This window comes from Kaistella polysaccharea, assembly GCF_020410745.1.
Taxonomy (GTDB): Bacteria; Bacteroidota; Bacteroidia; order Flavobacteriales; family Weeksellaceae; genus Kaistella; species Kaistella polysaccharea.
The window spans coordinates 23,967-45,612 of the sequence record NZ_CP084528.1 but is presented as its reverse complement, the minus strand read 5'-3'; the positions used below and the strand labels follow the sequence as shown (position 1 = coordinate 45,612).

16 protein-coding genes are annotated in these 21,646 nt (G+C 37.0%); 9 read left to right on the top strand and 7 right to left on the bottom strand.

Translation table 11 applies throughout. From position 1 onward, the window contains the following. The first annotated feature begins 101 nt into the window (after positions 1-101). The 3 genes from porU to LC814_RS00165 all read left to right on the top strand — a co-directional run bounded on the left by porU (position 102) and on the right by LC814_RS00165 (position 7,492). Positions 102-3,995, top strand: a complete 3,894-nt coding sequence (gene porU / locus LC814_RS00175; protein ID WP_226064338.1) for a type IX secretion system sortase PorU — start codon at positions 102-104, stop codon at positions 3,993-3,995. Positions 3,996-4,017: 22 nt separating this feature from the next. Next, positions 4,018-5,154: a type IX secretion system outer membrane channel protein PorV gene (porV, locus tag LC814_RS00170; protein ID WP_226064337.1), complete on the top strand. Its 1,137-nt coding sequence runs from the start codon at positions 4,018-4,020 to the stop codon at positions 5,152-5,154. Positions 5,155-5,230: 76 nt separating this feature from the next. After that, on the top strand, positions 5,231-7,492 hold the full coding sequence (locus tag LC814_RS00165) for an FUSC family protein (protein ID WP_226064336.1): 2,262 nt from the start codon (positions 5,231-5,233) through the stop codon (positions 7,490-7,492). Here LC814_RS00165 and LC814_RS00160 read toward each other — a convergent pair. Further along, a complete protein-coding gene (locus tag LC814_RS00160; protein WP_226064335.1) occupies positions 7,468-8,079 on the bottom strand; it encodes a 4'-phosphopantetheinyl transferase family protein in 612 nt (203 codons plus the stop codon). The two genes, LC814_RS00165 and LC814_RS00160, sit on opposite strands and share 25 nt — an antisense overlap. A gap of 339 nt (positions 8,080-8,418) precedes the next feature. Between LC814_RS00160 and LC814_RS00155 the strand changes: the two genes are divergently transcribed. Both LC814_RS00155 and ahcY read left to right on the top strand, forming a co-directional pair. Further along, positions 8,419-8,922, top strand: a complete 504-nt coding sequence (locus LC814_RS00155) for a c-type cytochrome (RefSeq protein ID WP_226064334.1) — start codon at positions 8,419-8,421, stop codon at positions 8,920-8,922. Positions 8,923-9,170: 248 nt separating this feature from the next. After that, positions 9,171-10,484, top strand: a complete 1,314-nt coding sequence (gene ahcY, locus LC814_RS00150) for an adenosylhomocysteinase (protein WP_226064333.1) — start codon at positions 9,171-9,173, stop codon at positions 10,482-10,484. A gap of 96 nt (positions 10,485-10,580) precedes the next feature. On the opposite strand, the gene LC814_RS00145 is transcribed toward ahcY, so the two are convergent. Then, complete coding sequence (locus LC814_RS00145; protein ID WP_226064332.1) at positions 10,581-11,735, bottom strand: helix-turn-helix domain-containing protein; 1,155 nt, start codon at positions 11,733-11,735, stop codon at positions 10,581-10,583. Between the two features lie 320 nt (positions 11,736-12,055). Here LC814_RS00145 and LC814_RS00140 point away from each other — a divergent pair, with 320 nt between their 5' ends. The 3 genes from LC814_RS00140 (at position 12,056) to LC814_RS00130 (ending at position 14,255) form a co-directional block, all read left to right on the top strand. Beyond that, on the top strand, positions 12,056-12,961 hold the full coding sequence (locus LC814_RS00140; RefSeq protein WP_226064331.1) for a phage tail-like protein: 906 nt from the start codon (positions 12,056-12,058) through the stop codon (positions 12,959-12,961). Between the two features lie 160 nt (positions 12,962-13,121). Further along, complete coding sequence (locus LC814_RS00135) at positions 13,122-13,778, top strand: SGNH/GDSL hydrolase family protein (protein ID WP_226064330.1); 657 nt, start codon at positions 13,122-13,124, stop codon at positions 13,776-13,778. Positions 13,779-13,808: 30 nt separating this feature from the next. After that, entirely contained in the window at positions 13,809-14,255 is a 447-nt protein-coding gene (locus LC814_RS00130; RefSeq protein ID WP_226064329.1) for a hemerythrin domain-containing protein, read from the top strand. Positions 14,256-14,282: 27 nt separating this feature from the next. Here LC814_RS00130 and LC814_RS00125 read toward each other — a convergent pair whose 3' ends face one another. Next, positions 14,283-15,635 carry a DEAD/DEAH box helicase gene (locus LC814_RS00125; RefSeq protein WP_226064328.1) on the bottom strand — a complete coding sequence of 451 codons (1,353 nt, stop codon included), beginning with the start codon at positions 15,633-15,635 and terminating at the stop codon, positions 14,283-14,285. Positions 15,636-15,687: 52 nt separating this feature from the next. On the opposite strand from LC814_RS00125, the gene LC814_RS00120 reads away from it, so the two are divergent. Further along, on the top strand, positions 15,688-16,329 hold the full coding sequence (locus tag LC814_RS00120; protein ID WP_226064327.1) for a hypothetical protein: 642 nt from the start codon (positions 15,688-15,690) through the stop codon (positions 16,327-16,329). A 32-nt stretch (positions 16,330-16,361) separates the two neighbouring features. Here LC814_RS00120 and guaA read toward each other — a convergent pair whose 3' ends face one another. From guaA to purN, 4 genes are all read right to left on the bottom strand, one after another. Then, positions 16,362-17,891, bottom strand: coding sequence for a glutamine-hydrolyzing GMP synthase (gene guaA, locus LC814_RS00115; protein ID WP_226064326.1), 1,530 nt, complete (start codon positions 17,889-17,891; stop codon positions 16,362-16,364). Positions 17,892-18,124: 233 nt separating this feature from the next. Continuing rightward, positions 18,125-19,363 (bottom strand): phosphoribosylamine--glycine ligase, encoded by a 1,239-nt coding sequence (purD, locus tag LC814_RS00110; protein WP_226064325.1) that lies wholly within the window; start codon positions 19,361-19,363, stop codon positions 18,125-18,127. A 98-nt stretch (positions 19,364-19,461) separates the two neighbouring features. After that, positions 19,462-20,979: a bifunctional phosphoribosylaminoimidazolecarboxamide formyltransferase/IMP cyclohydrolase gene (purH, locus tag LC814_RS00105; RefSeq protein WP_226064324.1), complete on the bottom strand. Its 1,518-nt coding sequence runs from the start codon at positions 20,977-20,979 to the stop codon at positions 19,462-19,464. A gap of 48 nt (positions 20,980-21,027) precedes the next feature. Then, the gene (purN, locus tag LC814_RS00100) at positions 21,028-21,594 is read right to left on the bottom strand and encodes a phosphoribosylglycinamide formyltransferase (RefSeq protein WP_226064323.1); all 567 of its coding nucleotides are present in this window, start codon (positions 21,592-21,594) and stop codon (positions 21,028-21,030) included. Positions 21,595-21,646: the final 52 nt, after the last annotated feature.

Below are 21,646 nucleotides of genomic sequence, written 5' to 3'. Positions count from 1 at the left end.
TCAATTGCTTTTTTTTGGAAAACGCAAACAATTTTATTTTATTGCATCATATTATTATATATAATTTTTTGTTTAATTTGTAGCAGGTAAACAAACTGTTGATGAAACGCTTTTTAACACTATTTCTTATCTTTCTGTGGAATGTTGGAATTTATTCACAAACGGTTAAAATAACTTGGGAAGGAAAGTCGATTATCGACTACGGCACTGAAAAATATACCGTTCCTTTTTTCAAGGAAAAAGGATTTTCTTATGAAGATGGCAGTGTTTCATTCAGATTTAAAGAACCTTTTACCGGATCACAAAAAAGTATCTCTAATTTAGTTTGGGAGAAAATTTCGTCAAAAAATCTTTTTGATATTCAATATTACAATTTACCAACGGAAAATAAATTTGAAGTTAGTTACTATACCGATCCTTATTCTGGGGAGAAAACTACTAATTTTCGCGTTGAAGCTTTAAAATTTGAGAATGGGATAATTTCCCGACTTATTTCCTTTACTATAATTGATGACTCTAATAAAGAAACGGCAAAGATCAGCTCGGCAAAATATTTCAGTTCTGAAAATCCTCTGAAATCGGGTACATTTTATAAAATTAAAGTAGATAAATCGGGTATTTTTAAAATAACGTCGAAGTTTCTTCGCGATAATGGAATAAATCCCACCAATATAAATCCGAAGAATTTTCGAGTGTACGGAAATGGCGGCGTCATGTTACCTGAACATAACCAAGATTTTCGATACGATGGTCTTCAGGAAAATCCAATACAAGTTATTGGTGAAGATGACGGAGCTTGGAATGAAGATGACTATGCTCTTTTTTATGCGCAGGGACCCCACGGCTTTAATCTGTACAAAACCGCGACAAATTCTAATAGTACCGCAAATAAAAGAATAGAAACGCGAACAGATGCATCTGCCAATGTGATCAATATCTACGAGGATTTTGCGTATTACTTCATTAATTTTGATAAAGGACCCGGAAAAAGAGTTCAGGAAGATAATCAGGAAATAAACGCGACACTCATCACGAGATACGACGCATTTCAATATATTAATGAGGAGAAATTCAATCTGATGAAAATTGGTAGAATTTGGGCTGGCGATCCTTTTAGTGGAAACAAAACACTTACGTTCACTACCAACTCGCCAATTCAATCTACAGATATTATTAAATTTCGAAGCCGAACCATCGCTTACCAATCGCAGGGAAATAAAATAACGGTCAACCTGAACAATCAAAATGAAAGAACTTTTACGCTTGGCGCTGGAGATCGTCGAGAATTTACGCCTTTAGTGTACTCAGGAATAGCTACCAATTTGCAGGGGAATCAGCTTAACTTTAATTATATTCCAGATACTTCGAGCAATCCGAATGGCAAATTTTACTTCGATTATGCGGAAGTGCAGTACAAAGAAGATTTAAAATTCAATAATACTCAGATGAATTTCCGCAGCTATGATATAGCGGAAGGTAGCGACACGAAATATACTTTTAGCTTTGCAGATGCCAGCGGTATTGATCAGATTTGGGAAGTTTCAGATCCTACAAATGCAAAAAAGAAACTGAACAAATCTAGTGGCGCAACTTTTAATTTTTCATACCTCGCTGCTGATCCGCAATTTACGAATGAGTTTGTGGCTTTTAAAAATGTTGAAGCGTACACTCCCTTATTTGTCGGAAAGATTGATAATCAGGATTTATCAGGTCTTCAAAATATTAATTATTTAATGTTAACTGTTCCGGAAATGATGGGTCAGGCACAAAGGCTGGCAAAATTTTATGAAGGAAAATACAATGTTTCGGTTGTTGATATTAATAAAGTTTATAATGAATTCAGTAGCGGAAGCAAAGACATTACCGGAATTAGAGATTTTGTGACGAAACTTAACGCGGGAAAAAATTTAAAATACGTTTTTCTTCTGGGCGATACCTCTTACGATTTTAAAGGTAAAAATCATCCTGGATCTGATGTCGTCCCAAGTTATCAAAGTGAAGAAAGTGGCAATTATACCGACTCCTTTGTTACCGATGATTATTTTGTAATGACAAGTCCGCAGACGCGAACTGCAACTGTACTTTCCTCCACACTTCCTGATTTACCGATCGGACGCTTGCCGGCCGCAAACCTTCAAGAAGCGAAACTCCTCATAGACAAAACTTTAGCCTACTACAATGCTTTGGATGGACAGTCAACTCCATTCGGTGAATGGCGCATGAAATTAGATTTTGTTGTTGATGACGATGCCGATAATGGTACGCCATTTCACAACACCATGAACGCATCATTAGTCAACGTTTTTGAAAAAGGCACACGAAGCGAGTACAACATTCGTAAATTATATCTGGATGCTTTCCCGGCAGAAACTTCGGCTGGTGGACAACGCTATCCGCAGGTTAACCAAGCCATTTCAAATGATGTTGGCAACAGTCTTTACCTCTTTTATTTCGGACACGGCGGAATTAATGGTTGGGCGCAGGAACGGGTTTTAACGATCGATCAAATTCAGAACTTCAGCAATTATAATAATGTGTACTCTCGTTTCCCGCTCGTTTCTACCATTACTTGTGAATTTACGTTGTGGGATGATCCAGGCACCTATTCGGCAGGAGAACAGGTCATTAAATTGAAACAAGGTGGCGCTGCTACGATGATTACGTCTAGTAGAGCAATCGGCGTAAGCTATGGTGAGGAATTTACTACCCTTTTTACAAAACATTTATTTGAATTGAATCAGGACGACTTCTTAAATCTGGGTGATTCCTTTTTACAAGCTAAGATCGAGAAAGGACCTTCCTCAGATCACCTAAAAGTGAATTACCTCGGTGATCCCGCAATGAAATTAAGTCGCCCGCAAAGATTAATCGCCATCGACGATATAGATTCTCCCATTAAAGGAAAACTTCGCGCTCTGGATTTTGTAAAAGTTAAAGGCCACGTCAATAAAGCTAACGGAACCGTGGACACCAATTTCAACGGCCGAGTCGCCATCAATATTTTTGACAAAAGACTTCAAAAGAAGACACTTAATAACGATGGTGATGCTAGACTAAATCCTGTATTAACGTACACTGAAGAAGGCAGCCCAATAGTAAAATCATCTGGAATTGCGACCAATGGCGAATTTACTGTAGAATTTTATGTTCCGAAAGACATTAATTATGAAGACGGGAACGGTAGAATGTTGGTTTATGCTGATAATAAAATATTTGATGTTTTCGAAAATCAAGTACAAAAAATAGGCGGAATTAATCCCGAAGGAATCAATGATCAGGATCCACCGAAAGTGCGATTATTTCTAAATAATATCAATTTTGCGGATGGCGGAATTACCGATCAGAACCCTTTACTCTTAGCTTGTGTTACCGATAATACGGGAATAAATTCAACGGGGTCCGGAATTGGCCACGACGTTACGGTGATACTTGATGGCAAAATTATAGAAACGGTAGTCCTCAATGACTTCTATTTTTCAGGTGATGGAAATGGGTGTACGAACCCTGCCTTATCCGATTATCAGAAAGGAAATGTAAGTTATCCTTTTCGAAACCTTACACCGGGTGAACATCAGATTACTTTTAAAGTTTGGGACATCAACAATAATTCTACCACGACCACGTTAAACTTTATAGTTAAGGATGAAACCAATCAAAATTTAGTTGTTAATAAATTGTTAAATTGGCCGAATCCTTTTACTGATAAAACGTATGTACAATTTGAACATAATTGTGACGATCTTCTAGATGTCAATGTTCAGATTTATACCATCACGGGGAAATTGGTTAGAACAATAAGTACAATGGTATCTGCTGAACCGTTTTTTCAGGGTTTTAGAACACCTCGAACTGCGATAGAATGGGACGGAAACGATGATTTTGGTGACGCTGTAGGAAAAGGCACTTATATATTTAAAATTTATGCGCGCAGTCAAAATCAGGATAAATGTAAAGGAAGCGCCACCGCAGTTGAAAAAATGGTTTTATTAAAATAAAATAAACGTTAAAAACTAGTATATGGAAATAACTAAAAAAGTATTTTTAGGATTGGGACTGGGAATAGGCATGTTAGCTTACGGGCAGCAGATTAGCAACATTCAGCCTGTGCTTACGGGCGCACCCTTCCTACGGATTTCTCCTGACGCTCGCGCAGGTGGAATGGGTGATCAGGGAGTTGCGACAACCAGTGATGCTTTTTCTCAGTTTTGGAATGCTGCAAAATATCCTTTCAGCAAAACGACCTCAGCGATCGGGGTTACTTATACGCCTTATATGAGTAAACTTACAAACGATGTTTTTCTTTTGTACGGCGCGTATCATCAGTTTTTGGGGGAAGAAGAGCGGTCTACCATTTCTGCAAGTATTTACTATTTTAACATGGGATCTGTAGATCTTACCAGTTTTATCGGTGGAGAAATTCAACAAGGAGGCACAGTAAAACCCAATGAATTTTCATTTGATGTTGCTTATGGACTAAAATTATCTGACTACTACTCTATGGCCGTTACAGGTCGATATATCCGATCAGATTTGTCAGGCGGGATTGGTTCTGACAATACTTTAAAACCAGCAAACTCATTTGCAGTCGACGTTTCTGGATATTTTATGTCTGAAAAACACGATTCATTTGGTGATTATGAAGGTCGTGCGCGTGGAGGATTTGCCATTCAAAACTTAGGTCCTAGACTGGATTATACCGGTGACGAAGAATCAAGATCTTACCTTCCGACCATGGCTAGAATAGGAGCTGGATACGATTTATATATTGATGATCTGAACAGAGTGGGTATTAATTTTGAAGCGTCAAAGTTATTGGTCCCAGGTCCTGATAATACAGGGAATGTTCCCAATGTAGCGGTAATTGAAGGAATCGGTAAGTCATTCAGCAATCCAAAAAGCACCATGATTAGCGGCGCATTGGAATATGAATATGACAACGCTTTTGCATTGCGAACTGGTTATTTCCAGGAAAGTCCGGAACAAGGTGGCAGACAATATGCAACTGTTGGTGTAGGATTGAAATACCAGTCGTTTGGCTTAGATATGTCGTATCTTATAAACACTTCTAAAATTAATTCTGCCTTAGACAATACATTAAGATTCGGTTTAACCTGGAACATTGGAGAAGAATCTTCGAATTCGCAGGATTACTAAAATTTATAAAATATTTATTAAAAGGTCTCAAATTTTTTTGAGGCTTTTTTTTGACTTAAAAGCTTAATTTTGTGTCATGAATTACGCTACTGAATTGAAAAAATTTGCCACCAGCCAGTCTATTTACTCGGCCGTGCGCATTTCAGTCGCAATTGTTTTACCAAGTCTTATTTTGGCGCACTTTGGTTTGCTGAAGGAATATTTTCTTTTCCCGCTAGCAACCAGTTTTGTAGGTTTAACCGATCAGGCCGGACCTTACATTCGACGAAGAAACGCGCTAATCTTAGCAATCGTTTCATTTTTCATCGTGGCTCTTGTTGCCAGTTCTATAAAAAATTATCCCCTTTTAATTTATCCCGAAATAATAATTTTTGGAATCTTTTTCACCATGATCGGTGTTTATGGTCAGCGACTTGCTGCAGTAGGTTCGCTTTCGCTGGTCGTGCTGGGAATTTTCATCGACGGACATTTAACGGGCGGAAATATTATTAAAAGTTCCCTGATATTTTTAGCGGGTTCTATCTGCTATTTTCTCATATTTCTGGTAGTTTCTAAAATTCAACCGTACAAACTGGCGGGACAGATGATTGGCGAGAACTATTTGGAACTGGCAAAATATCTTTCTTTAAAATCTAAATTTTATTTTAAAGATCCGAATTTCGACAACCTTTACTCCCAGATGATTTCTCAGCAAATTTCAATTAAAAATTTGCAGGAAGAAACACGGGAAACCGTTTTTAAAACGCGTAAAATAGTGAATGAGTCGACCACGACGAGTAGATTATTGATGTTGATGTTTTTAAATTCCATCGATTTACACGAAAAATTAATGACTTCTGAAAGTGATTATCGGAAAGTTCAAGAAAATTTCGGCGCGACTGGTTTTCTTTTTTCTCTGGGTGATTATCTGCAGAAACTTTCGGAGGAAATGACCAATATCGGAATCGCCTTGCAAAGTGGAGGCAAAGCAAAACCCCTGCGAAATATCGACGAATTGCTGGAGAATATTTATAATGAATATTTTGACCTTCGAAATAGCAAACTGACTTCCGACACTTTGGGCGATTTTATGACGCTTCGATTGATATTAAACCGGATCACCGGAATTTCAGATGAAATAAAAACCATCTACAAGGTTTTCAGTCAGGATCAAAAACTGGCAAAAAGCCTTTCTACAGGTCTTGATTATCAAAAATTTGTAACTGCGGATGAGAAACTAAACAGCAAAATTCTATTAACCAATTTCTCTCTCAAATCGTCTCATTTCCGCCACGCGATCCGAATTACAGTGGCATTGGTGGTCGGTTACTTTATTTCTCAGCTGGAATTTTTAGGAATCGGGCACTCCTACTGGGTGTTCATTACCATTGTTGCCATCCTGAAACCTGCATACGCTACAACGAAACACCGTAACCTTTTGCGGTTGTACGGAACTGTTGCTGGCGCATTGGTCGCTTATGCGATGATCTACTTTATCAACAATCAAAATGTACTCTTTTTCCTTTTTCTATCGACCATGATTTTGTGTTTCACCTTTCTGAAAACCAAATATTCCTGGGCCGTTTTCTTTATGACAATTTACGTATTCCTGGCCTTTAACATTTTAAAACCTGGGAATTTAAATATCATTTTTAAAGATCGGGTCTTAGATACTGTCATTGCGGGAATCGTAGCATTCGTAGTTTCTTATTTTGTGCTTCCGGTTTGGGAACATACCAAAAATTTAGACTTCATGAAAAGGTCTGCAGAAAGTAATTTTAGTTATTATTCGGCCGCGATGGCGTACTTCAAAAAGGAGTCCGTGGGAACGCAGGATTATAAACTCAGTAGAAAAAATGCGATTATCGATTTGGCCAACTTATCCGATAATTTTCAGCGAATGCTTTCTGATCCGAAAAATCAACAGAAAAAACTGGAACATCTGCATCAGTTCGTTATTACCTCGCACCTTATTACAGCTTATATCGCGTCATTTTCGCAATATTCCGTTAATGCAGAAAATTATTCTGAAATTGATTTTAACAGTTGGGATCTTAAGATTTCAGCCGAATTGCAGCGTACGAATTTACTTCTCAATCAGAAAAGTGCAGACCAGAATATTTTACTGGAAAGCAAATTGGAACCCGACGATTCAGTAGAAAAACTCTTAGAAAACCGTAAAAAAGAGCTTCAGGAAAATGAATTTTTTGACCGACGCGATCCGAATAAAATCAGTCATCTGACCGAGCTGAAAAATTTAAAAGAGATTCTGGAACTCATTTACGACGTTGCAAAAGAACAGCGAAAGGTTGCAGAAAATTTGGATCCCGAACTTCAGTCAACGATTGTAAAACAATAATTTTCAAAGAACTCTACCCTTGCCTTAAATAGATCGGATACATTTTCATCATGCACTCTGCACTGAATATTATAAGGAAAATTAAGATTAAATGGTTTTACTTCGTAATGCTTTTTTAATGACCAATAATTGGAGTGGTGAATTTTATACATACTTTCTTTGATTGACCAAATCACCGTCAAATAGGCAATCTCCTTCTTTTTTTCAATAAATTCAGTTTCCTCTTCATTGATAAATTTGTGTTGAATTCTTACAATCTTAGAATTGAAAGGTTCGATATCGATTCCGATTTTATTTTTCGAAATTGCCAATGCGGCGTAGGGAAAAGAATGGGTAACCGATATTTCGTAATCTCGGGGCGAAAGAAATGGCTCCCGATTTTTATAGAGAATCTGGTGATCAGGTAAAATGGACTTCAATATTTTACGCACCAAAAGTAACTCCTTTAATTTAATGGGATGATAATCCTTCACCTTTTCAAAATTTTCCTTTTCAAGAAGAATATTGGGATCAAGGTTCTCAGTCTCGTCAAATTTCCAAAGAAGAATAGTGGCCTTATCATCTGAAAAATCTCTGTAGAGCGGCATATTTGGTATCGGAATATTTCGGTTATAGTTTGGGAGACAAAATAGAAGATTGCGATGTTTTCATAAAACCTATGCTCTTAAAAGCTGCCTTTTGTACTTTAACAAAGATACTCATTTACTGAAAATACCAGGAGCGTTAAAGAATAGTTTTTTGTGTTTTGCTCACCTTTTTTATGACCATTCTACCACCCGTTACATTTATTTGCAAGTTTTGAAAAAATGATCTTCATTTCTGTAAACATCTCAATTTCAAAGAGATTTGAAAACTTTTTTAGAAATTAGTCAAGTTTATAGATGAATAGTTTATAACTTAGATGTCCATTAAAAACACAAAATATCATGAAAACCAACAAATTAAAATCCTTTTTATCCTTTGTAGGATTCTTGGGAATGATTGGTGTTATTATCACTTTAACAACCAATTCTACGAAAACCTATCATCCAATAAATGAAAACAAAGGCGAGTGGAAAAACCTTAAAGTTTTGCCACAGAACATAACGAAAGACAGTTTGATGTTTGTTATGAATACATTTAACAGTTCCTTGGGTGTAGACTGCGCGCATTGCCACAGTGCACAAAAAGACAATCCCGAAAAACTGGATTTCCCGTCTGATTCTAAATTAAATAAGGAAATAGCCCGCGGAATGCTGGTGATGACGAATGACATCAATGCCAATTATTTTCTGCCTCACGTGCCAGATCCAAAACCGAAACAAATTACTACCGTTTATTGTATCACTTGTCACCGCGGAAATTCTAACCCCGAAGTTTATCTTCAAGGAGTTAGTAAAATGATTCCGATTTTGATGCCGGTCAAGAAAGAGCAGATGAAATCGAAATAACGCATATTTATAGAGCTTTCATTTGTAAAAGTATCAAGATTCTGTTATTTTCGGTAAACTAAATGGAAAGAAGAAAATTCATGCAGAAATATCTTCTAGAGATTTTCTTGTACATCAATAATGCACGGTACACCGCAAAAAAAATTAAATCTATATTTAAACATTAATCGAGACCATAGGTAATATCTGTGACAACGTAAAATCAATTTTAGTTATTTTCGGTACCTTTGCCAAAATTGTAAATTTAGATGGAAACCAAAACACAATACGTTCCTTATAAAGTTAAGGACATTTCATTAGCCGAATACGGCAGAAAAGAAATTAATCTGGCGGAAGCTGAAATGCCAGGATTAATGGCAATTCGTGAAGAATACGGTCCCGCTCAACCTTTAAAAGGAGCAAGAATCGCAGGTTGTCTTCACATGACTATTCAAACTGCGGTTTTAATCGAAACGTTAGTTGCCCTTGGTGCAGACGTTACCTGGTCGTCTTGTAATATTTTCTCTACTCAAGATCACGCCGCTGCGGCAATTGCTGCTGCTGGAATTCCAGTTTACGCCTGGAAAGGAATGACTGAAGAGGAATTCGAATGGTGTATCGAACAAACGGTATTTTTTGGTGAAGACAGAAAACCATTAAACCTCATCTTAGATGATGGTGGCGATTTAACCAACTTGGTTTTCGATAAATACCCTGAATTAACCGCTGAAATAAAAGGACTTTCCGAGGAAACCACAACTGGAGTTCACCGATTATACGAAAGAATGCAGAATGGAACATTGGTGATGCCTGCAATTAACGTAAATGATTCGGTTACAAAATCAAAATTCGATAACAAATACGGTTGTAGAGAATCTGCTGTTGACGCGATAAGAAGAGCTACCGATATTATGTTGGCAGGGAAAAGAGTCGTAGTTTGTGGATTTGGTGATGTTGGTAAAGGGACTGCCGCTTCTTTCAGAGGCGCTGGCTCAATTGTTACCGTGACGGAAATTGATCCAATCTGTGCTTTACAAGCCGCAATGGAAGGTTTTGAAGTTAAAAAACTAGATTCTGTCGTAGAAAATGCTGATATTATTATTACCACAACTGGGAACTTTAATATTGTTAGAGGTGAGCATTTCAAAAAAATGAAAGATAAAACCATCGTGTGTAATATCGGACATTTTGATAATGAGCTCGACATGGCGTGGTTAAACAAAAATTACAGCGATGCAAAATACGAAGTAAAACCACAGGTTGATGTTTACAATATCGACGGGAAAGAAATCATCATTTTAGCAGAAGGCCGTTTGGTCAACTTAGGTTGTGCAACTGGTCACCCTAGTTTTGTGATGAGTAATTCATTTACCAACCAAACATTAGCACAAATTGAATTGTGGACCAATAATGAAGCATACGGAAATGAAGTCTACACTTTACCAAAACATTTGGACGAAAAAGTGGCTGCTTTACACCTGAAAAAATTAGGTGTAGAATTGGAAACTTTAACTCCAGATCAAGCAAAATATATTGGAGTAACAGTTGAAGGTCCTTTTAAACCTGAATACTATAGATATTAGATAGAAAACGAAAGTTTTTTTAAAATAAGTAAACGCCCTAATTTGGGGCGTTTTTTTTGTTTGAGAGATTAATACTATTCAGTTTAGAATTTCTTTTTACCCAACCACCCAGTTTTCATCTTTATTGCTATTTTTAAAGTTAAGTGGAGTTTCTCCTGTAAATTTTTCGAAGGCTCTGCGAAATGTAGAAACACTGTTAAATCCCGACGCAACCGCAATTTCTTCTATCGAATAATCCAAATCATTATTCATTAGCATTCGCTGACTCACACGTTCAATTCGTGCCAAATTTACATAATCATTAAAATTAGTATTCAATTCCGTGTTTAAAAAATCTGAAATATATGTACGGTTCGTTTGGCATTCGTTTGCCAAATCTAGGATCGTAAGTTTTGGGTTTAAATACATTTTCTTGTCATTAAAAGCTGTTTCAAGCCTCTTGGCAATGTTACGGTAGACTTTATTTTCAGGACTGCTAACTTTCAAGTGCTCCAATTCTTTTTCCTTAGCTGAATTCTCTTGCTGCACGATCTTCCAAAAACTCTTAATAATCTTTGGACTTTCATGTCGGAAAATTTTTACAATAGCGTAAGACTGTATAATTAGGGAAGCCAATAAGAAGAGCACTTTACTGAGGTAGAACTGAAAACCGAATACAAATAACACAAAATACAAAAGGAGCCAGATCATAAACATGTAGATAATCTTTACAATCCACTTCTGATAACCGTGATGCATGTCGGAAATTCGATTAGATTTTTTAAAGACATTGCTGGAACGAATCACCAAAAGCAAGTTAAACAATGAATATCCTAAAGTGTACGTGCAAAAAAGAGCGGTTAATATAGAAGCGGTAGAAATATGATGATAAACATCAGAAATCGTTTCAAAATATAGGGGTGAAATAAATATTCTCTGGCCCCAGTAAATGATATTGAAAATTACAAACGGCGTTAATGTTTTCATCATATACTTTGGCGTCACTTTTCCCGGAAAAATGATCTCTAAGCCATAAAATACAGAGAACGGAACACCAAGCAAGTCTATAAATATTCGATCTTCCACGAAGACATTTGCCTTGTCATAAAATATAAATTCTTTTAACTGAACAAATGCCCAGTAAGCGACGGCATAAAATAACAATTTCTGCGCACGGGTTTTATTCGGAATTACCCATAAGAATATCGCTGCAAAAATGAAAAACATCTGAAGCATTCCCTGAAGAAAATATGGAATTTGGTCAAAAAACACGATATCAAATTATAAAACCAAGTTACAAATATTTTCTTAAAATTAAAAATTGCATGTTAATTTCACTAAATACTTCATATTTAGTTAAATATTTTTTAAACAAATGGTAAGTTGTTTGAAATTTAAAGAAATCGAATATTAATAGATATCGGCATTGATCGCAGCATTTTTAATTTTACTTTTTGCTTGTTTAATTGTCAATTCGACTGATAATTTTTACGATTTGAAGGAACAAATTGTGAAATTGATAGCTATTGAGATACTTATTTGGGGACTTTTGTATCAAAGATTCGCACTTTTAAATAAAACACACACACAACATGAAAAGAAATTTATTTTTATTAAGCTTATTATTTGCCTTTAATGTGCTCTGCGCACAGGTTGGCATTAATACCACAGTTCCTACGACAACATTAGATATAGTAGGATTATCACCAGCCACTAAAGTAGAGGGAATCTTAATTCCAAGATTTACGGGTGATGAGATTTTCAGCATGCCTATTTCGGGCACCACAACAAATGAGTCTAACCTCGTATATGCAACGTCTGCAGCCACAAACCAAACAGGAGTGGGTGTTAATCTCACCGGAAAGGGATTTTATTATTGGGACGGTGCAAAATGGGTTTCTATGGTGAATTTAACCACGATCTCAAATTCCTATAGCGCATTTGTAAAACCTATGAACATTATGCTGAATGACGGCCACAATTATCTGCCTGGCGTTAACGCTATTATTGCACCAGGAGGCGGAGCTTTGATCCGATTTGATGCTACTTACAGTACCGCATTGGGTGATATCATTGTAAAGAGCGATCCACTCAATTTTATCATGTGGGACTACACTAACAAACTCATTAAAGTTCCACAGCAACTGCTTGGTTATACCATCACAGTAAATCTGTCCTTAAAGTATAAACAGGTAACTTCTAATTCAGAATCTTCCCGATTTGTTGCTTTTACGGGTAATGCAGTAGTTAATCTATCAGACGGGACTTACACCGGAGGTACAAAAATAAAAGATATAATGTTTACCACGACCAAAACTTCAACTTCCGATGCGGGTTATGTACGAGATGAACTCATTTTATCTCCTATTCTAGTGACGCAGGAAATAATTGATTATGGTATTGCACTCTATCTGGGAAGTGGTTCAAATCAGCCATTGTATTTCTACGAACCGATTCTTGTCATTGATTACGGAGTGGTAAATACCACTTTGCCATAATAGAAAATAACCCCATAATAAATAACCATGGAAAAATAAAAAGCGATTCTTTAACACAAATGATGTTTTTTGCTCCTCAGCCTTTACTGGTTGAGGAGTTTTCTTTTTGGAATGTTTTGAAATTATATAAATTTTGGTACTTTTAGGGAAATAAGCAAAAATGAAAAAAATTCTGCTCCTGTTTTTTACGGTTTTCTGGTTGCAGAGTATTACGGCGCAAAATAAACCCGCTTTCTGGCAAGAAATTGAAAATTTTAAAGAACTTGACAAAGTAAATCCAACGCCGAAAAATGCCATATTGCTCCTGGGAAGTTCATCATTTACCATGTGGAAAGATGTTCAAGCTTATTTTCCCGAAAAGACGATTGTAAACCGCGGCTTTGGTGGCTCAAGTCTTAATGATTTGAATTTTTATTCTGCGGAACTTTTAGAACCTTATTCACCAATGCAAATCCTTATTTATTGTGGTGAAAATGATTTTGCCGAAAATGAATCCCTGCAACCGCGAGAAGTATTTAATCGCTTCAAAGATTTATATGCTGAAATTAGAAAGTACTATCCGGAGATTCCTGTAGATTACATATCTATTAAATTATCACCCAGCCGGGAAAGTCTGTGGCCTCAATTTATCACAACAAATGCTTTAATTAAAAGATTTATGAAGCGTAAAAAAAATGCAGATTACATCGACATTACTCACGGAATGAAGGATGAAATGGGCACTATTCGAACAGATTTATTCTTAGAAGATATGCTGCACATGAAACCGAACGGTTATAAAATCTGGGCAAAAGAGATGCGTCCTTATCTAAAGTAACTCATTAAAAATTTAAAAATAAAAATATTTATGAAAAGACACGAAGCATTAGTACAACTCAGTCGCGATCACCATTTTGGATTATTGCTCGGTTGGAAACTAAAAGAAGGTTTAAAGAGAGAAGTCTCCGTAGAAAGAATGGAAAAGTATATCAAACTCTTTTACCTTCACAATCTGAAACCACATTTTAATGAAGAAGAGGAAACCATATTTAAAGTTTTGGGAGAAGATCATCCTATGATCAAAGAAGCCATTTCGCAACACCGAACTTTTCAGAAAATGATTGAAGACGGATTTACTACGCCAGATCAAATTGAAACGTTTCGGGCATTACTTGAACTTCATATCCGCACGGAAGAAAGACAGATTTTTCCCGAAATAGAAAAACAGGCTACTAATGAACAGTTACAAAATCTGCTTGAACAGCATTATCCGGAATTAAAAGAACCGGAATATGACGATATTTTCTGGAAATAATAATGAATTAAAGCTAAAGCCAGAGAACTACTTTTTTTTCTTGGCTTTAGATTTTGCTTTTTCGTGCGCTCGGTTTGCTCCTACTTTTTTAGGAAGTTTTCGGGCATGTGGACCACCCCAGTTTTCTTTTTTGTTCTTGTCTTTTTTCTCGTGGAAAGCACCACCACCTTCTTCTAATTTCACGGTGTGGGCATTTTTCATCACGATTTCATCTTTCTCTGAAGCAATTTTGACAGGATTAACTTTCACCTCCATCGGGAAATCTTTAACCGTCACCGCTTTGTCCATCAAAAGTTCGATATCCAACAACAAATCTTCTTCTTTTTTTGTAATGAAAGAAACGGCAATACCGTTTTTATCCGCACGCCCCGTTCGACCGATTCTGTGAATATACTGTTCCGGAACTTCTGGAATTTCGAAATTAATTACGTGGGTAATATCAGAAATATCTAAACCTCGCGCCATAATATCGGTTGTAATTAAGCCTCGAACTTTCTGAGCTTCGAAGCTTCTCATGGCATTCAAACGGTAATTCTGAGATTTATTAGAATGGATGACGTCAAACTGATCGGGAAATAATTCATCAATTTTGGTGAAAAGATAATCCGCATGTTTTTTATTATTACAAAAGATAAGAACCTTGGAAAAATCAGTACTGGTTTCTAAAAGATTTTGCAGTAAATTTATTTTGGTATTAAAATTTTCAACCTTATACCCAATTTGCTCAATTTTTTCTAATGGTGTTCCCGATTTGGCCAGAGAAATTTCGACAGGACCGGAAAAATATTCATAAAGCAAAGCATCAACTGCTTCGGTCATGGTTGCAGAGAAAAGAATATTTTGTCTTTTTTCTTTCATCATTTGAAAAATATGAGTCAACTGCGCTTTGAAACCTAAATTCAGCATTTCATCAAATTCATCGATGATTAATTTGTTCACTTCCTTTAAGGAAATTGCATTATCAATTGCCAAATCCATGACTCTACCCGGAGTTCCGACCAAAATATCGCAACCGTCAGCAAAAAGTAATTTTTGAGTTTTAATGTTTTTTCCACCATAAATTCCGATCACGCGCGTGGTAATATTTTGCGTTAAACTCTCCACAATACCAGCAACTTGAACAACTAATTCACGCGTTGGAACAAGAATCAGAACAGTTGGATTTCCACTTTTATTATATTTCCATGATTTCAAAACTGGAAGAAGATAGGCCAAAGTTTTTCCGGTCCCGGTTTGAGCAATTCCCATTACATCGCGACCTGAAAGAATTGGGCTCAATGTTTTCAATTGAATCGGTGTCGGTTCAAATAAATTAGAATCTGCTAAAACATCAAGAATTTTTTCCGGAAGTTCGAAATCGGCAAAAGTCATTTTTTCCATTTTGCAAAGATAGTTTTTTTGACAGGATTAGAATATTTTGTAATTTGGAAGAATGAAAGGTTTCAATTTTCTTCTCTTACTTCTTCTTTTTTCCTGTGAAAAAAAAGAAAATCCTGTACTGGAAAAAGATACAAGAGATTATGAAGTCAACCGAACTGCTCCTACGAAACCGGTAGATTCTCTCGTGTTAAATGACTGGTTTCAGTATTACCACAACGAAAACCCCGATTTTTCGCCGGAAAAATTTGTCCTTCAGCAAACTTCGCCGATTTCTTATACAGAAACCTCTGTTATTATTTTAAACCAAAAAGGCTTTAATGAAATTTACAAGCCTTTCCTCATTTTTAATGAAAGTAAAGATCATTATCTGGATCTCGACAGCTACCAATGGTTTTTAGGTCCGGACGGAAGTGCCAGCTTCGAGGCAGATCAGCAAGTAGTGTTGGTTGACTATAAAAATAAGAAAGCTGAACAAATCGCATTCTTCGGACCTTCTTACTGGATTGAAAACGCTTATTGGAAAGGTGATTCAGTTGCTGTTTTACTGGGAAATTCCTACGAAAAAGTGCCGTTTAAAATGGAATACAATTTTAAAAAAGGTCGCGTAAAAAACTACAAATATCCTGATACGTTGAAATTTGAGAAGCCGTACTCCAAATTCAAATTAGAAAAAAAAGGAATTAAAATTAATTAATTCCTTCAACTTTCTAATATTTTGAGTTTGCTTTACTCCCACTCAATTGTCGCTGGTGGTTTGCTTGAAATGTCATAAGTTACGCGATTAATACCTCGAACTTCGTTAATAATCCGGTTTGAAATGGTATCCAAAAATTCGTAAGGAAGTCTGCTCCATGTTGCCGTCATAAAATCGGTTGTATTTGCGGAACGAACCACAGCGGTAAATTCGTAAGTTCTTTCATCGCCCATCACACCTACAGATTTTACAGGAAGTAGCACTACAAAAGCCTGCGAAACTGTATCGTATAATTTGTTTTTATATAATTCTTCGATAAAAATATCATCCGCTTCCTGAAGAATACGAACTTTTTCGGCATCGACAGCGCCTAAAATTCTTATTCCCAACCCGGGACCCGGGAAAGGATGACGGTGGACCAAATGATGGGGAATGCCTAACTCCTCGCCTACTTTGCGAACCTCATCTTTAAAAAGCTCCCGCAAAGGTTCCAACAATTTCAGTTTCATATGCTCGGGAAGTCCGCCTACATTATGATGCGATTTGATAACAGAAGAAGGACCTTTTACGGATTGACTTTCGATAACATCAGGATAAATAGTTCCCTGAGCCAGGAATTGTGCACCTTCGAATTTATGAGATTCCTCGTCGAATACAGCGACAAATTCATTACCAATCACTTTGCGTTTTTCTTCGGGATCAGAAATTCCTTCAAGTTTAGACAAAAATCGCTCGCCGGCATCTACCATATCAATTTTTAAATTGAAATGTTCCCCATAATTTTCCATGACTTTTCTGCCTTCGTCTTTTCGTAAAAGTCCGGTATCCACAAAAATACATTGTAGCTGATCGCCAATAGCGCGGTGAATTAAAACTGCTGTGACAGAAGAATCTACACCACCCGAAAGTCCGAGAATTACTTTCTGATCGCCTACCGTTTCTTTAATATGTGCAATTGTCGTATCAATATAATTGGTTAGTTTCCAGTTTTTTGGTGATTCGCAAACGTTGAAAACAAAGTTTTCGATCATTCGCGACCCTTCTTCGGTATGAGATACTTCAGGGTGAAACTGTACGCAATATATTTTTTTAGATTCGTCGGAGATCGCGGAAATTACATCCGTTGTTCCATTGACCACAAAGCCTGGCGGCACTGTTTCTACTTCATCAAAATGACTCATCCATACAGTGGAAAATCTTCCCACACCTGAAAGTAATCTGTTGGATTTTTGGATCTGCAATTTTGCTTTGCCATATTCACCTTTTACGCCTTTCTGTACTTTTCCTCCCAATAAATGGGTGGTCAACTGCATTCCGTAACAAATTCCCAAGACTGGAATATTCTTCTCAAACAAAGCTTTATCAACCGTATTGGCATTTTCTACATTTACAGAGCTTGGTCCGCCAGAAAGAATGATTCCGGACGGTTCGCGATCGAGAATTTCCTGCAAAGGTGTATTGAAGGGCAGAACTTCGGAGTATACACCGAGTTCGCGAATTCGTCGGCCGATCAATTGATTGTATTGGGATCCAAAGTCGAGGATGATAATTCCGTTTTGCATATTTTGTTGATGTTGGATGATTAAATTTCTAGAGACATTTACGAGGGCGTCTTCTTAATTTTTATATTGTTCTTTTATTTCACGCTGTTTCCCTAGCCCTGATCGCAGGGGAAATCCCGGAATGAGGCGCGCTCCGCCGCGGCGGAGCGCGGTGAAATGAGGAATTGTACCGGAGAGCAGGTTCCCGGCTCCTGATCATTTAAAAAAAGACGTGGAAAAACCACGCCTTATCTTTAAAATTTACCGATATCTTCTCGGTAATATTCGTAGTCGTAATGAATGATACTTGCATCGTCGTAGACTTTTTTACGGGCTTCGTCGAATGTAGCGCCTGTTGCTACCAAACTCAAAACACGGCCACCGCTTGTCACCATCTTATTTCCGCGCATTTTAGCACCGGCAAATAAAACCTGACTGTTGGTCACTTTTTCTGTATTTCTAATTTCGAAACCTGTTTCAATCTTTCGCGGATAACCACCGGAACACATGACCAAACAAACCGCTTTTTCGTCGCTAAACTTCAGGTTAATATCGTTTCCATCTAAACAATCCATGATCACATCGTAGAGATTATTTTCCATAAGTGCCATAATCACTTGTGTTTCTGGATCTCCCAATCTCATATTGTATTCTAGAAGATAAGTTCCGTTGTCAGTAACCATCAAGCCAAAGAATATAAATCCTTTAAAGTTAATTTTATACGAATGCAAACCTTCTAAAGTGGGTTTTAAGATATTTTCCTCGAAATCACGCTGGTGCTCTTCCGTAAATTCCGGACTTGGTGCCACGCTTCCCATTCCACCAGTGTTTGGACCGACATCGCCTGCACCGGCTTTTTTATAATCCTTTACAGGAATACATGGGAAAAGTTTTGAACCGTTGGAAAAAGCGATAATGGAAGCCTCGAAACCTCGCAAATATTCTTCAATTACCAACTGAATTCCAGCGTCACCGTAAATTCTTTCAATCATAAATTTATGAATGGTAGATTCTGCTTCTGCCAAATCATCGGCGATGACCACGCCTTTTCCACCGGCTAAGCCGCTAGCTTTTATTACCAAAGGGAAATCTTTTGTTCTTACATAATCGATGGCGTCCTGATAAGCTTCAAAAACAACTGCACTGGCTGTTTTAATGTTGTGGGTTTGCATGAATTTTTTAGAAAAAGCTTTGCTTCCTTCTAATTCTGCTGTTCTTTTGCGCGGACCAAAAATTTTAAGATTGTGTTTTTTAAACTCATCTACGATTCCGGCTACCAAAGGTGCTTCTGGACCAACTATGGTAAGATCAATTCTTTCTTTAATCGCAAAATCCCGTAATCCTTCAATGCTGTCTTCATATACATTTTGCCCCAGTAAATCTGTGGTTGCATTTCCTCTGGCGAAATACATTTTAGAAATTCTTCGATCGCTTTTTAGCTTCATCGCGATGGCAGATTCTCTGGCGCCGTTTCCTACAATTAATATTTTCATTTTTATTTGATTGTTTTGAATTCTACAAAATTACTAATTTGAAAAGTGTATTTCAAATTTACCTTAAAAAAAACTGTTTTTTTCTGTCTACCGCAAAATCAATGCAGAAAATGGCGCATTCCTGTTAACATCATCGGAATTCCATATTCATCGGCTGCCTGAATACTATCTTCGTCACGCATGCTGCCGCCGGGCTGAATAATAGCTTTAATGCCTTCTTTTGCACAAAAATCAACAACATCACGGAACGGAAAAAATGCATCGGAAGCTAACACCAATTCACCGCCAAATTTTTCTTTTGCTCTTTCTACAGCATGTTGAGTGGCCCAGATTCTATTCACCTGACCCCCGCCAATTCCTAAAGCCTGAACCCCGTTGGAAACAACGATCGCATTTGACTTCACATATTTCACGACGCGTTGTGCAAACAGCAATGCTTTTTCCTGGTCAGCCGTAGGTTGACACGTTGTTACGGTTTTAATATCATCAGAAAACTGATTATCATTGGCTTGAACAAGCATTCCGCCGTCTATCTTAACCCAAGTTTGGTGATCCGAAACTTGATTTTTTATTTTGATAATCCGCAGATTTTTTTTGTTTCTTAAAACTTCCAGAGCAGCTTCATCGAAATCTGGTGCCATTACAATTTCTAGAAAAGTTTTGCTGAGTTCTTCCGCTGTTGCCACATCAACAGTGAAGTTCATGCCGATAATTCCACCAAAAATAGAAACCGGATCACATTCAAATGTTTTGGTATAGGTTTCTACCGCCGTCGTGCCAATTGCTACTCCACAAGGTGTAGAATGTTTTACTGCACAACACGCCATTTCGTTCTGGAACTCGTTAACAACCTTCCAGCATAAATCCATATCACGCAGATTGTTAAAAGATAATTCCTTTCCTCCTAAAATCTCGAAATCTTTCATCGCACCATTTTCGGTGGTTGAAACATAATAGGCGGCACTTTGATGCGGATTTTCACCATATCGCAGATCAGAAACCTTCTGGTAAGAGGCGTTTAAATATTGTGGATATTCTTCATCTAAAAGCATCTGTGCAATTGCAGCATCATATGCCGAAGTAAGATTGAAAACTTTTCCGGCTAATTTTTTTCTGGTTTGCAAAGTAGTTTCGCCATTTTGTTCCATTTCCTGTTGAACGATTTCATAGTCCTCCACATTTGTTATGACTGCAACTGACTGAAAGTTTTTCGCGCCAGAACGTAACATAGAAGGTCCACCAATGTCTATAAATTCTACTTTTTCATCTAATGAAATGTCGGTATTTGCATGTGCGAAGAATGGATAAAGATTAACCACGACCATATCAATTAAAATAATTTCGTGCTCTGTGACCGTATTCATATGTTGCTCGTTGGACCGAACGGCCAGTAAACCTCCGTGTACTTTTGGATGCAGTGTTTTCACGCGACCATCTAACATTTCGGGAAAATCGGTGACTTCATCAATTTGAATCGGATTTAATCCAGCATCTTTTAAATGTTTAAAAGTTCCGCCCGTAGAAATTAATTCGTAATTGTTGGCTTCTAAAAATTTTGCAAAATCAATGAGTCCAGATTTATCGGAAACAGAGATAAGCGCTCTTTTTTTTGACATTTTGTTTTATTTAGATATGAGAATCAAGAATCTAGATTCCCAATTTATTTAATAATTATTTAAAACTAAATTAATTGCTTTCGGAAAAATTTCAAATTCAACCTGATGAATTTTTTGTGCTAAAGTTTCGGCAGTTTCATTTTCAGTGATTGGAAAAGATTTTTGCAGGATGATTTCTCCTTCATCAATTCCAGATGTTACGTAATGAACCGTTGCGCCACTTTCTTTTTCACCAGCTTCTAAAACTGCGTCGTGAACGTGATGTCCCCACATGCCTTTACCTCCAAACTTAGGTAATAACGCCGGATGAATATTAATAATTTTTCCTTTAAATGATTCACAGAATTCTTTATTTAAAATTGATAAAAATCCAGCAAGCACGATCAAATCAGTATTTTCCGGTAGAATTTGGCTTAATTTTGATGAAAATAATGTACCTCTCGGAATTAGCTGAGTTTTGATGCCGTGTTTTGCAGCACGCTCCAAGCCGAAACATTCTCGATCAGCCACAACTAAAGAAATTTGAGCATTTGTAATTTCTCCACTTTCGATGCAGTCGATGATTCTTTGCAGATTAGTACCACCACCGGAAACTAAGACAACAATATTTTTCATGATGAAAGGCAAGATCAAGTTGTTATTTCTTGATTTTAAATTCTGCTATCTT

Coding starts and splice junctions, on each gene's coding strand:
- porU (WP_226064338.1), top strand. CDS start 102: ATGAAACGCTTTTTAACACTATTTCTTATCTTTCTGTGGAATGTTGGA.
- porV (WP_226064337.1), top strand. CDS start 4,018: ATGGAAATAACTAAAAAAGTATTTTTAGGATTGGGACTGGGAATAGGC.
- LC814_RS00165 (WP_226064336.1), top strand. CDS start 5,231: ATGAATTACGCTACTGAATTGAAAAAATTTGCCACCAGCCAGTCTATT.
- LC814_RS00160 (WP_226064335.1), bottom strand. CDS start 8,079: ATGCCGCTCTACAGAGATTTTTCAGATGATAAGGCCACTATTCTTCTT.
- LC814_RS00155 (WP_226064334.1), top strand. CDS start 8,419: ATGAAAACCAACAAATTAAAATCCTTTTTATCCTTTGTAGGATTCTTG.
- ahcY (WP_226064333.1), top strand. CDS start 9,171: ATGGAAACCAAAACACAATACGTTCCTTATAAAGTTAAGGACATTTCA.
- LC814_RS00140 (WP_226064331.1), top strand. CDS start 12,056: ATGAAAAGAAATTTATTTTTATTAAGCTTATTATTTGCCTTTAATGTG.
- LC814_RS00135 (WP_226064330.1), top strand. CDS start 13,122: ATGAAAAAAATTCTGCTCCTGTTTTTTACGGTTTTCTGGTTGCAGAGT.
- LC814_RS00130 (WP_226064329.1), top strand. CDS start 13,809: ATGAAAAGACACGAAGCATTAGTACAACTCAGTCGCGATCACCATTTT.
- LC814_RS00125 (WP_226064328.1), bottom strand. CDS start 15,635: ATGGAAAAAATGACTTTTGCCGATTTCGAACTTCCGGAAAAAATTCTT.
- LC814_RS00120 (WP_226064327.1), top strand. CDS start 15,688: ATGAAAGGTTTCAATTTTCTTCTCTTACTTCTTCTTTTTTCCTGTGAA.
- guaA (WP_226064326.1), bottom strand. CDS start 17,891: ATGCAAAACGGAATTATCATCCTCGACTTTGGATCCCAATACAATCAA.
- purD (WP_226064325.1), bottom strand. CDS start 19,363: ATGAAAATATTAATTGTAGGAAACGGCGCCAGAGAATCTGCCATCGCG.
- purH (WP_226064324.1), bottom strand. CDS start 20,979: ATGTCAAAAAAAAGAGCGCTTATCTCTGTTTCCGATAAATCTGGACTC.
- purN (WP_226064323.1), bottom strand. CDS start 21,594: ATGAAAAATATTGTTGTCTTAGTTTCCGGTGGTGGTACTAATCTGCAA.